The following is an 11,240-nucleotide window of genomic DNA, read 5'->3' as shown; positions in this document are numbered from 1 at the left end:
CGAGTAGTACTACTGATGCGCGATCACCTCTCCGGTCGGCACTCTCGTTCAAGTGAAGCGCTGGGTGCTTGTCCTCACCGAACGCGGCTCCGATCGCGAAGGCAAGCGCAGACGGATCGCGGCACTGCTCGTCGTGCTCGGCGGTCTCATTGGATCGTGGGGCGTTGGAAGCGTGCTCGCGAGTGACCCGATCGGCTACGGGGTGCCCATCTGGCCGTTCGCCGACACCGCCGATCGGGCGGAGAACGCACTCCTCACCCAGGTCGTGCCCGCGGTGCGCTCCAACCTGCCGATCGACCACGAGGACGTGCAGGTGCTGCGGCGGACCACCGCCTACGGCAGCGCTTTTTGGACCCTCAAGCTGGAGGTCGACGGCGAGACCCGCTGCCGCGAGGTCGCCGTCGGTCTCAACGTGACCAGTCGCCGGGTGGAGTGCTGATGGCGTCGAAGACGGCCTCTCGCTGAGTGCGAGAGGCCGTGCTTCCTAGCTCGGGAAACCGGAGGCGCGCCACGCGCCCGGCCCGTGCTGGAGCGGCCTGCGCGTCCGGCGGGCGTGGTTCGCCCACTCCGAGCGTCGCGCGGGCTTGTCCTCGGCGGGCTGCGAGGCCGACGCCAGCCCGGCGACGACCGCGGTCAGCGCCGCCAGCTCGTAGTCGTCCGGCGTGCCCTTGACGACCTGCAGGAGCGGCTTGTCCTCCTCGGGCGCGGTCACAGCGGGATGTTCCCGTGCTTCTTGGGCGGCAGCGTCTCGCGCTTGTCCCGGAGCATCGACAACGCCCGCGCCACGTACCCGCGGGTGTACGACGGCGGGATCACCGAGTCGACGTACCCGCGCTCAGCGGCGACGTACGGGTTGCACAGCGTGTCCTCGTACTCCTGCTGCAGCTGCGCGCGCAGGGCGTCGACGTCCTCACCGTTCTGCGCGGCGGCCGCGAGCGTCTTGCGGTGCACGATGTTCGCCGCGCCCGAAGCGCCCATCACGGCGATCTGCGCGGTCGGCCACGCGAGGTTGATGTCGGCGCCGAGGTGCTTGGAGCCCATCACGTCGTACGCGCCGCCGTACGCCTTGCGGGTGATGACGGTGACGAGGGGGACCGTGGCCTCGGCGTAGGCGTAGATCAGCTTGGCGCCGCGGCGGATGATGCCGTTCCACTCCTGGTCGGTGCCGGGCAGGAAGCCGGGCACGTCCACGAAGGTCAGCACCGGGATGTTGAACGCGTCGCAGGTCCGCACGAACCGCGCCGCCTTCTCGGAGGCGTCGATGTCGAGGCAGCCGGCGAACTGCGTGGGCTGGTTCGCGACGACGCCGACGCTCTGGCCGTCCACGCGGCCGAAGCCGACGAGGATGTTCGGCGCGAACAGCGGGTGGACCTCCAGGAAGTCGCCGTCGTCGAGCACGCGGTTGATGACCTCGTGCATGTCGTACGGCTGGTTCGCGGAGTCCGGGATCAGCGTGTCGAGCTCGCGGTCGGAGTCGGTGATCGTGTCGGAGATCGAGCCCCCGGCGAGCGTGCCCTCGAACGCGGGGGCGTCGGAGAGGTTGTTCGACGGGAGGTAGCTCAGCAGCTCCTTGACGTACGCGATCGCGTCTTCCTCGTCGTCGCCGAGGTAGTGCGCGACGCCGGACTTGGTGTTGTGCGTGCGACCGCCACCGAGCTCCTCGAACGTCACGTCCTCGCCGGTGACGGTCTTGATCACGTCGGGGCCGGTGATGAACATGTGGGAGGTCTGGTCGACCATCACGACGAAGTCGGTCAGCGCGGGGGAGTAGACGTGCCCGCCCGCGTTGGAGCCCATGATCAGCGAGATCTGCGGGATCACGCCGGAGGCCTTGACGTTGCGGGAGAAGATCTCGCCGTAGAGGCCGAGCGAGACGACGCCCTCCTGGATGCGCGCGCCGCCGCCCTCGTTGATGCCGATGATCGGGCGGCCGGTCTTGATGGCCATGTCCATGACCTTGACGATCTTCTCGCCGTAGACCTCGCCGAGCGAGCCGCCGAAGACCGTGACGTCCTGCGAGAACACGCACACCGGACGGCCGTCGACGGTGCCGTACCCGGTCACCACGCCGTCGCCGTACGGGCGGTTGCGCTCCTGGCCGAAGTTCGTCGAGCGGTGCCGCGCCAGCTCGTCCAGCTCGACGAACGAGCCGGGGTCGAGCAGGAGGTCGATGCGCTCGCGGGCGGTCTTCTTGCCCTTCGCGTGCTGCTTCTCGACAGCGCGTTCCGACCCGGCGTGAACCGCCTCGTCGTTGCGCCGGTAGAGGTCAACGAGCTTGCCCGCGGTGGTGTGGACGTCCGGGGCGTCCGCGGGGACGTTCCCGATCGGCTCGGTCGCACTGCTCATGGGCTCGCAGCCTAACGAGACCATTGCTGAACTGCTCCGTGCAGTTGTCCAGGTCACGGCGACCTGTTGGTGGTCTTCGATCGCACGTACCCTCTTCGGTTCCCCTAACCTGGCGCGATGGCTACCGCACTCGACGCCGACGCGCTGCGCTCCCGGCTCGTCGCCCCCAACGGTCCGTACGCCGCTCTCGACGTCGTGGAGTCCACGCCGTCCACGAACGCGGACCTCGCCGCGGCCACCGGTGCCGCCGACCGCACCGTGCTGATCGCGCTGGAGCAGACCGCGGGGCAGGGCCGTCGCGGTCGCGGCTGGTCGTCGCCGGTCGGTGGGCTCTACGTGAGCGTGCTGTTCCGTCCCGCCGGGGTGTCACCCGCCCGGTTGCCGTGGCTCAACCTCATCGCCGGGCTGGCGCTGGTGCGCGTCGCCCACTCCGCCGGTGTCGAGGCGTCGTTGAAGTGGCCCAACGACCTGCTGCTCGGCGCCGGTGCCGGCAAGGGCGCCGGGATCCTGGCCGAGATCACCGCTTCCGGTGACGTCGTGGTGGGGATCGGCCTGAACGTGGCGAAGCTGCCGGCGGACGTCCAACCGGCGCCGGGCGGTCTCGCGCCGACGTCGCTGGAGGACGCGGGCGCGTCCGAGCTGGACCGCGAGGAGCTCGCGTTCCGGCTGCTGGTCGAGCTGGCAGGGCTGGAGGGCGTGTGGCGCAAGAACGGCGGCGACGCCGTCGAGTCCGGCCTGCTGGAGGAGTACCTGGAGCACTCGGCGACCGTCGGTTCGCGTGTGCGCGTGGAACTCTCGGGTGGTGCCCAGCTGGAAGGGGTGGCGCAGCGCGTCGAGGCCGATGGGACACTGGTGGTGCGCGGCGCCGACGGCGTGGAGCACGGCGTGTCCGCTGGTGACGTGGTGCATTTGCGCCAGGCGTGATTAGGGTTGGCCCATGGCCTATCCCGACGACCTGCTGAGCTCGGGCGAGCACGTCGTGATCCACAAGCACCCCCACTGGAAGATGCTGTTCTTCCCGGTGTTCTGGCTGCTGGTGGTGGTGGCGCTCGGCACCTACCTGGCGGGGCTCGTCGCGGACCAGTCGTGGGCCTCCGCCGCGCTGATCGCACTGGCGGTCATCGGGGTCGTGCTGATCTTGTGGCTCACCGTCGCGCCGTTGGCCCGGTGGCGCACCACGCACTTCACCATCACGTCGGAGCGGGTGATGTACCGCGAGGGCGTGTTCAAGCGCACAGGCCTCGACATACCTTTGTCGCGTGTCAACAGCGTGCTGTTCGAGCACTCTTTGATGGACAGGGTGCTGGGCTGCGGCACCCTCACCATCGAGTCCGCGTCGAACGAGCGGCTCGTGGTCGACGACGTCCCGTCCGTGGAGAAGGTGCACACGATGTTGTACCGAGAGGTCAATGACAACCCCTCCGACGACTTCCACCCGCAGGGTGCCTGATGGGTGCGCGTTCGGTCGGGCTGCCTGATGTCGTTCCGTCCGGGTCGTTGCCGTCGCGGGTGACGATCTGGGAGGTCGGGGCTCGGGACGGGTTGCAGAACGAGTCCGTCGTGGTGCCGGTCTCTGTGAAGCTGGAGTTCCTGTCTCGGCTGGCTGACGCGGGGCTGTCCGTTTTGGAGGCCACGTCGTTCGTGCATCCCAAGTGGGTGCCTCAGTTGGCTGATGCCGCTGAGCTGCTGGCTGGGCTCGAGCGGCGGCCTGGGGTCGTCTATCCCGTGCTGGTGCCCAACGAGCGCGGGTTGGACCGGGCGCTCGAGGCCGGGGTTTCGCACATCGCGATCTTTGCTTCCGCCACTGAGACTTTTGCTTCCCGGAACCTGAATCGGACGTTGGAGTCCCAGTTCGAGATGTTCGCTCCTACCGTCGCTCGGGCTCTTGAGGCCGGGTTGTCCGTGCGCGGGTACGTGTCCATGTGTTTCGGGGATCCTTGGGAAGGGCCCGTTTCGCCGTCTCAGGTCGTGGCCGTGGGGGAGCGGTTGCTCGAGATGGGCTGTTCGCAGGTTTCTCTTGGCGACACCATTGGTGTTGCCACGCCTGGGCAGGTTGAGGCCTTGGTGGGCGGCTTTCGGGACGTTTCCTCGTTGGCTGTGCATTTTCATGACACGTACGGGCAGGCTTTGTCCAACACCCTGGCGGCTTTGCGGTGTGGGGTCACCACTGTGGACTCTTCTGCCGGTGGGCTTGGTGGGTGCCCCTATGCGGAGTCCGCTACTGGCAATCTCGCTACTGAGGATCTTGTTTGGATGCTGGACGGGTTGGGGGTCGAGACTGGGGTTGATCTTGACCTGCTCGTGTCTGCTTCCGTGTGGATGGCTGAGCGGTTGGGGCGGCCTTCGCCTTCTCGGGTTGTTCAGGCGTTGAGCAAGTAGCGTTCCCCTGGAGACCGACCGCTGGAGTTGCGCTCCGAAGGCTCGCGTCAGCCTCGTGTCGTGAACATGCCTGTCGCTATGAAGCGGTAGACCACGGTGTCGCCTCGTTTCGCTCTTCCCTCGAACTCCACCAGGCCCAGTTCTGGGCGCTTCTTCGACAGGCGGGCGCTCAGCACCTCTGCTTCGAAGGTCAGCCTGTCGCCTGCGTAGACCGGGGCCAGCCAGGAGAGTTCCCGGCCTCCCGGTGAGCCCTGGGAGGTGGAGTCCGCCAGGACCTCGTCCACCCAGCGGCGCATCCAGAGGGAGGCCGTGTACCAGCCCGACGCGGACAAACCGCCGAAAATCGAGTTCCTGCCCGCCTCCTCGTCCAGGTGGAAGGGCTGGGGGTCGAACTTCTTCGCGAAGTCCAGCATGTCCTCCCGGTCGACTACCACCTCGCCCAGCGGGATGATTCGGCCTGCTGGTAGATCCTCGAAGGCGATCATGCGGTGGATCCTAGTAACTGAATCCTGCTGGAACCGATCTACGGGCAACGGCGTCCTAGAGCCCGAGGCCCGGGCTATGCGTGTTAGGGGGACTCGGTGGACGACCACCGTGCGCAGGTCGAGGAGCTGCTTGCCGACTACCGGCGCAGCCGCGAGCAGTTGGTGTCGGTTCAGCGGGAGCTCGCTGCTGTGTCCGGGCGGGCTTCCAGTCCGGACGGGACCGTCACCGCTGTTGTCGGGGGCGGTGGGAAGCTGGTCGCGCTCGAGCTCTCTGAGCTCGCTTACCGGCGGCATCGTCCTGAGCAGCTGGCCGAGTTGATCGTGCGGACTGTCGAGGCGGCTGGTGCTCTTGCTGCCGAGGACACCTATCGGACGTTGAGTGCCGTGTTGCCTGCCGCTACCGATCCTGCGGCGGTGGTGGCCGGTACTGCTGACCTGAAGCCCGACGAGTACGAGCCCCAGCCGGCTCAGCAGCCTGCTCGTCGTCGCGTTGACGACGACGAGGACAACGAGCAGCGGGAGAGCTGGCTCGACTCCGAGCTCATCGACAGGAGGGTGCGATGACCGGGTATGAGGCCGACCTCGAGCGGTTGGACGCCGGGGCGCGCGAGTTGAAGGGCTTTGCCGGGCAGGCCACCGAGATCAAGGGGTCGCTCGAGCGGGCGCTGGCCGCGTTCGGTGCCTGCTGGGGTGATGACGCTGTCGGGCAGAGCTTCGCCGCTTCGCACGAGAAGCCTTCCGGCGATGCGGCCGGGGCGTTGGCGGCACTTGCCACGACGTTGGGTGACGTCGGGGACAAGCTCGCCGCCACCGCGGAGACGTACCGGCACGTCGAGCAGAGCAACGCCTCGGCGATGAGAAGGCTGGAAGGCTGACATGGGCATCGAGCTTCCCGCCGAACTCGCCGCCGTCGCGGCCAAGGCCGGCGTCACGTGGCCCAAGGCCGACGAGGACGCCATGCGGTCCAGCGCTGCCGCCTGGCGCGAGGCCGGCGACAAGATCAAAGGGCTGGGCACGTCGTCCGACGGTGCCGCCGGCCGTGCGCTCGACGGGGTCAAGGGCGCTACCGGTGACGCCGCTCGTGGGCGGTGGGCGAAGGTTGTCGCGCCTGATGGCGAGTTGCAGCGTGCGGCTCGTGGGTGCCATGCCGCCGCTGACCGGTTGGACCACGCCGCCAAGCAGGTCGGTGCCGCGAAGGTCGAGATCGTCCGCGAGCTGGTGACGCTGGCCAAGAACACCGATGCCGCGAACACCTCCGCGAAGGCCGGCAACCCCAACGCTTTGCTGGGCCTCGACACGTTGACGAAGGGTGCCGCGGCCAACGTCGCGAACCTGCAGAACACGCTGTCCTCGGCGATCCGCATCGACAGCGGTGTGGACATGACGCACGGCTCGCAGCCCGTCAACACCGCGCCCGGCGCCCACGGGCCCGGCGGTGCGGGCGGTGGTGGTCTGGGCGGGTTGTTGTCGCCCGTCACGGACGTCGTCGGTGGCGTTGTGGCGCCGGTGGCCCAGGTCGTCGCGCCCGTCGTCGAACCCGTTGCCGCCGTGGTCGCCCCGGTGACCGAGGGGGTCGCCCCCGTCGTCGGCGCGGTCACCGCTCCGGTGGCTCCTGTTCTCGGTGCCGTCACGGCTCCGGTCGCGCCCGTCGTCGGCGTGGTGACGGATGCCGTCGCTCCTGTTCTCGATGCCGCGGCGCCTGTCACGGCGCCCGCCGCCGCCGTTGTCCAGCCGGTGGTCGACGCGGTGCCCGGTGGCCGGGAGGCCACGGCTCCGGTGTTCGACGGGCCCGGTGACGGGCATGGTCGTGGTGACGGGCCTGGGCAGGGGCCGGGACAGGGTCACGGGCAGGGACCCGGGCCTGGTCGCGGCGACGGTGGGCCGCAGGTGCCGCCGGGCGTTGCCCAGGCCGTCGGGCACGTCACCGCTCCGGTGGCGGAAGTCATCCCCAGCGTTCAGGGGCATCTCGGGCCGATCGCCGAGGGCACGACCCAGGCCTCGGCCGCCGCGGTGCTCGATCAGCCGCTGGTGCGCGGGGGAGAGGTGCACGGTGCGCCTGCGGCTGCTGCTCAGGCCGCACCCGCCGCGCCTGCTGCTCCTGCCGGACCGGCGATGGGCAGTGCTCCCGCCGGCGGACCGGTCGGTGGGGCTGTCGGTGCCGTTGGCGGTGTCACCGGTGGTGCTCCGGCCGCGGTTCCCGCCCAGGTCGGTGCCGCTGTCGCTCAGCAGAGTGGTGCTCAGGCGCCCGGCCAGGCCGCTCAGCAGGGACAGGCCGCCCAGCAGGCCGCCAAGGCCGCGGACGCGAAAGCCGCCGAGGTCAAGGCCGGTGAGGCCAAGGCCGGTGAGGTGAAGGCCGGTGAAGGCAAGGCCGGTGAGGCCAAGTCCGCCGGGCAGGTCGCTGCCGGCAAGGCGGGCGCGCCGGGTGCGGTGTCGTCGGCCGGGCAGGCGGCGGGAGTGCAGCCGGGTCAGTCCGGCAGCCAGGTCTCCGCCCAGAACCAGGCTTCCGGCCAGACCGGTGGCACCCAGGCGGCAGGTCAGGGACACCAGGCGCCGGTCGGCAAGGAAGCCCTCGTCAAGGACCCGGCCAAGGACGCGCTGCTCAACGACGCCGAGCTCGGCGAAGGGGACACCTACGCCCCCGCCCCCGGAGGCGCGCCGGTCCAGCCCGTCGTCGACACGGGTGCGTCGGGGCCGCTGGCGACCGTCGACCTCGGCGGTCACGCGATCTCGGGTTCTCTCACCGACCGCCTCGACAACCGCGAGAACCTCGCGCTGGTCGACCCCGGTCTCGCCGGGGAGGTCGTCCGCCACACCTACACGGCGGTGGCGGCCGGCAGCTGGTTCATGGCCATCTTCCTGTCCGCGGGCCAAGCTCCCCGGCTCGCGCCGAGGCCTGCCCGCCAGCTCCCGCCCCCGGCGCAGGCCGAGGAGCAGGTCACGCCGAGGTTCGCCCCGAACGACCACCCGAGGGCCGACCTCGTCGACACGACGGACCCGCGGCCGTCGGAGCAGTCCGGCGGTCTGGGCGGAGATCACCCGGTCGTGCAGGAGCTGCTGGAGGGCTACGACCCGCTCGCGGGCATGCACGAACGCGACTGGGAGAGCCTGTTCCAGCACGAGGACGGCACGCCGCGCTGGCCCGTCGAACGCGAGGGCGGCTACGAGGACAGCCAGCCCGAGGTCCTCGAAGCGGGCGCCGAGCTCGACAGGTTCGGCACGCCGGAGGGACGCGTCCTGAGCTCGATCGGCACGCCCTTCGCCCAGCGCTCGCTGCCGCCGCAGGCGGTGGAGAGCGGCTACCGGCGTTACCGCGTCACCAAGGACCTGCCCGTCCACCGCACGATCAGCGCGCCGTGGTTCGGCCAGCCCGGTGGAGGTGGTCGCTACCGCACCACCTACCCGGTCGCCGACCTCGTCGCGCTCGGCTACCTCACGGAGATCACCGCATGAACGTCGAGTCGCTGCCGGAGTGGCTGGCCAGGATCGGCGTGCCGGACGACGTCGTCAGCATCGGTGAGGAGGCGGAGGGCCGCTGGTGCCTCCTCACCGACGAGACGGGGCACGAGGTGTTCTGGCAGGAGCAGGGCAACCGCTACGACTGGGCCCGGTTCGACGACGAGGGCGTGGCGTGCCACTACCTCTTCGGCCGGCTCGCCTGGGCCCAGGTCGCGCGCGGAACCCTCACCGTGCCAACAGCTTGAGCGCTGCCTCGTGCAGGTGGCCGTTCGACGTCAGCACGCTGCCGCCGTCGTAGCGCTCCTCGCCGTCCAGCGAGGTGAAACGGCCACCCGCCTCGGTCACCAGCACCTGGAACGGGGCGATGTCCCACGGGTTCGCCACGCACTCCGGTGCCAGGTCGATGGCGCCCTCGGCGACCAGGCAGTGCTGGTAGAAGTCGCCGAACGCGCGGCTCTCCCAGGTCGCGTCCACCAGACGCAGGTACGCCTCGCGTGAGTGGTACTCCACCCACGTCTTGATGTCGGTCGTCGACACGTACGCGTCCTCGAGAGAGCGCACGCCGGACACGGAGATCGCGCGCTCGCCCGCGGCATCGGACGCGTACGCGCCGCCCCCGGCGGCGGCCCACCAGCGACGGTCCAGCGCGGGCGCGGACACGACCCCCACGACCGGCACGCCGTCGACGACGAGGGCGATCAGCGTCGCCCAGACGGGTACACCGCGCAGGAAGTTCTTGGTGCCGTCGATCGGGTCGAGCACCCACACGCGTGCAGCGTCCAGCGTGCCGCCGCGCTCTTCGCCCATGATGACGTCGTCCGGGCGTTCAGAGGACAGCACCGAACGGATCGCGTCCTCCACCGCCACGTCGGCATCGGTGACGGGCGTGCGGTCCGGCTTGCTCTCGACGGCGAGGTCATGAGCGCGGAATCGGGTCGCGGTGATGGCGTCGGCGGCGTCGGCGAGACGGAGGGCGAGTTCGAGATCAGCATCGTGGCGTGACACGCGGCGATCGTTCCACGAATACGCTGGGCCCCGTGAGCGTGGTGTTGCTGGCCGAGGACGATCCGGCCATCGCGGAACCGCTCTCCCGCGCATTGACGCGGGAGGGCTATTCGGTGCAGGTAGTGAGTGACGGGCCGAGTGCCTTCGAAGCCGCGATGGTCGGGGGGATCGACCTCCTGGTCCTCGATCTCGGCCTGCCCGGCATGGACGGACTGGAGGTGTGCCGGAGGCTCCGGCAGAACGGCAGGGGCATCCCGGTGCTGATGCTCACCGCCCGAGCCGACGAGGTCGACTTCGTGGTCGGGCTCGACGCGGGAGCCGACGACTACGTGGCGAAGCCCTTCCGGCTCGCCGAGCTGATGGCCCGCATCCGGGCCCTGCTCCGCCGCCGCGCGCCCGGCACGCTGGAGGTCAACGGCGTGCGGGTCGACCTGGCCGCCCGCCGCGTCACGGTCGACGGCGGCGAGATCCAGCTCGCGAACAAGGAGTTCGAGCTCCTCAAGGTGCTCATCCAGCGCGCGGGCCAGGTCGTGAGCCGCGACGAGATCCTGTCCGAGGTCTGGAACGACCCGGACCTCAAGGGCAGCAAGACGCTGGACATGCACATGTCGTGGCTGCGCAGGAAGCTCGGTGACGGCACACCGAATTCGGCCGAGAAGCGCATCGCGACGGTCCGCGGCCGCGGTTTCCGCTTCAACGCCGACTGATGCGCCGCCGGATCCTGCGGGCGATCTTGCTCGCCGTCGCCGTCACGGGCTTCGTCCTCGGCCTGCCACTGGGCTACACCGCGTTGACGCTCGTCGAGGACAACGCCCGCGGCGCGCTCGCCGAACGCGCCCAGAGCATCGCGACGAGGCTCGACGACCAGCTCGCCAACCGGCAGACCCTGGACATCGAGGCCGTCAGTATCGCCATCCCGACCGACGGCCGCCTCACCGTGATCTTCGGCGGCAGCACCAGTACCACCGGTCCCTCTCCTGGCGCCGACCCGCTGACCGTCGAGCTGCCGATCGCGCAGCAGGGCACCGTCCGGCTGGAGATCCCATCCGGCCCGATGCACACCACCCAGGCCCAGGTGACAGGCCTGGTGCTGCTCCTGCTCGCGCTCTCGGTCGGCACCGGCACCGTCGTCGCGCTGGTGACGGCGCAAACGCTCGCCCGTCCCCTCGGCTACGTCGCCGCCCGTGCGTCCCGGCTGGGCGCCGGCGACTTCCGCGAGGACGAGCAGCGCTACAACATCTCCGAGCTGGACGCCGTCTCCGACGCCCTCGACACCTCGGCGACCGCTCTGGCCCGCCTGGTCCAGCGCGAACGCGAACTGGTCGGCGACGTGTCCCACCAGCTCCGCAGCCGCCTGACGGCCCTCCAGTTGCGGCTGGAAGCTCTGGCCGAGCACCCGGAACCCGACACCGCCGCGGAGGCCCGCGCGGCCCTCGAACAGGCCGAACGCCTGGCCGCGGTACTCGACGAGCTCCTCGCCGCCGCCCGCGCGGCCCGAGCCGTCGACGCCGAGCCGCTGGAGCTGCGGCCCGCGCTGAACGCCATCGCCGAGGAGTGGCGCGAACAGGT

General features: G+C 70.1%; 14 protein-coding genes. 10 read left to right on the top strand and 4 right to left on the bottom strand.

Annotated features, from left to right (window positions below; translation table 11 throughout):
• Positions 1-52: 52 nt before the first annotated feature.
• Positions 53-439 (top strand): hypothetical protein, encoded by a 387-nt coding sequence (locus VM306_RS09975; protein WP_325513320.1) that lies wholly within the window; start codon positions 53-55, stop codon positions 437-439.
• A gap of 45 nt (positions 440-484) precedes the next feature.
• Here the strand turns inward: VM306_RS09975 and VM306_RS09970 are convergent, their stop codons facing one another.
• Both VM306_RS09970 and VM306_RS09965 read right to left on the bottom strand, forming a co-directional pair.
• Complete coding sequence (locus VM306_RS09970) at positions 485-712, bottom strand: acyl-CoA carboxylase subunit epsilon (protein WP_325513318.1); 228 nt, start codon at positions 710-712, stop codon at positions 485-487.
• Positions 709-2,346 (bottom strand): acyl-CoA carboxylase subunit beta, encoded by a 1,638-nt coding sequence (locus tag VM306_RS09965; protein ID WP_325513316.1) that lies wholly within the window; start codon positions 2,344-2,346, stop codon positions 709-711. Before VM306_RS09965 ends, VM306_RS09970 begins: the two co-directional genes overlap by 4 nt.
• Before the next feature lie 117 nt (positions 2,347-2,463).
• On the opposite strand from VM306_RS09965, the gene VM306_RS09960 reads away from it, so the two are divergent.
• The 3 genes from VM306_RS09960 to VM306_RS09950 are packed head-to-tail and all read left to right on the top strand — an operon-like array spanning position 2,464 to position 4,725.
• The gene (locus VM306_RS09960; protein WP_325513314.1) at positions 2,464-3,270 is read left to right on the top strand and encodes a biotin--[acetyl-CoA-carboxylase] ligase; all 807 of its coding nucleotides are present in this window, start codon (positions 2,464-2,466) and stop codon (positions 3,268-3,270) included.
• Between the two features lie 13 nt (positions 3,271-3,283).
• Positions 3,284-3,796, top strand: coding sequence for a PH domain-containing protein (locus tag VM306_RS09955; RefSeq protein ID WP_325513312.1), 513 nt, complete (start codon positions 3,284-3,286; stop codon positions 3,794-3,796).
• Positions 3,796-4,725 carry a hydroxymethylglutaryl-CoA lyase gene (locus VM306_RS09950; RefSeq protein ID WP_325513310.1) on the top strand — a complete coding sequence of 310 codons (930 nt, stop codon included), beginning with the start codon at positions 3,796-3,798 and terminating at the stop codon, positions 4,723-4,725. The genes VM306_RS09955 and VM306_RS09950 overlap by 1 nt, the downstream gene beginning before the upstream one ends.
• Before the next feature lie 47 nt (positions 4,726-4,772).
• Here the strand turns inward: VM306_RS09950 and VM306_RS09945 are convergent, their stop codons facing one another.
• On the bottom strand, positions 4,773-5,210 hold the full coding sequence (locus VM306_RS09945) for a MaoC family dehydratase (RefSeq protein WP_325513308.1): 438 nt from the start codon (positions 5,208-5,210) through the stop codon (positions 4,773-4,775).
• A gap of 96 nt (positions 5,211-5,306) precedes the next feature.
• On the opposite strand from VM306_RS09945, the gene VM306_RS09940 reads away from it, so the two are divergent.
• Genes VM306_RS09940 through VM306_RS09925 form a run of 4 tightly spaced genes read left to right on the top strand, consistent with a single transcriptional unit; the run spans position 5,307 to position 8,911 of the window.
• Positions 5,307-5,774, top strand: a complete 468-nt coding sequence (locus tag VM306_RS09940) for a YbaB/EbfC family nucleoid-associated protein (RefSeq protein WP_325513306.1) — start codon at positions 5,307-5,309, stop codon at positions 5,772-5,774.
• Positions 5,771-6,085: a hypothetical protein gene (locus VM306_RS09935; protein ID WP_325513304.1), complete on the top strand. Its 315-nt coding sequence runs from the start codon at positions 5,771-5,773 to the stop codon at positions 6,083-6,085. The genes VM306_RS09940 and VM306_RS09935 overlap by 4 nt, the downstream gene beginning before the upstream one ends.
• A gap of 1 nt (position 6,086) precedes the next feature.
• Positions 6,087-8,660, top strand: coding sequence for a TNT domain-containing protein (locus tag VM306_RS09930; RefSeq protein WP_325513302.1), 2,574 nt, complete (start codon positions 6,087-6,089; stop codon positions 8,658-8,660).
• Complete coding sequence (locus VM306_RS09925) at positions 8,657-8,911, top strand: hypothetical protein (RefSeq protein WP_325513300.1); 255 nt, start codon at positions 8,657-8,659, stop codon at positions 8,909-8,911. The genes VM306_RS09930 and VM306_RS09925 overlap by 4 nt, the downstream gene beginning before the upstream one ends.
• Here the strand turns inward: VM306_RS09925 and hisN are convergent.
• Positions 8,892-9,671 carry a histidinol-phosphatase gene (gene hisN / locus VM306_RS09920; protein ID WP_325513298.1) on the bottom strand — a complete coding sequence of 260 codons (780 nt, stop codon included), beginning with the start codon at positions 9,669-9,671 and terminating at the stop codon, positions 8,892-8,894. The two genes, VM306_RS09925 and hisN, sit on opposite strands and share 20 nt — an antisense overlap.
• Before the next feature lie 32 nt (positions 9,672-9,703).
• Here hisN and VM306_RS09915 point away from each other — a divergent pair, with 32 nt between their 5' ends.
• Both VM306_RS09915 and VM306_RS09910 read left to right on the top strand, forming a co-directional pair.
• Positions 9,704-10,378 carry a response regulator transcription factor gene (locus tag VM306_RS09915; protein WP_325513296.1) on the top strand — a complete coding sequence of 225 codons (675 nt, stop codon included), beginning with the start codon at positions 9,704-9,706 and terminating at the stop codon, positions 10,376-10,378.
• A partial coding sequence (locus VM306_RS09910) for a histidine kinase dimerization/phospho-acceptor domain-containing protein (protein ID WP_325513294.1) occupies positions 10,378-11,240 on the top strand: 863 nt, incomplete at its 3' end. The genes VM306_RS09915 and VM306_RS09910, both read left to right, overlap by 1 nt.

It is taken from the genome of Lentzea sp. (assembly GCF_035525475.1).
In the GTDB taxonomy this organism is placed as follows: Bacteria; Actinomycetota; Actinomycetes; order Mycobacteriales; family Pseudonocardiaceae; genus Lentzea.
The sequence above is the reverse complement of the archived record's forward strand: the minus strand, read 5'-3'. Positions and strand labels throughout refer to the sequence as shown.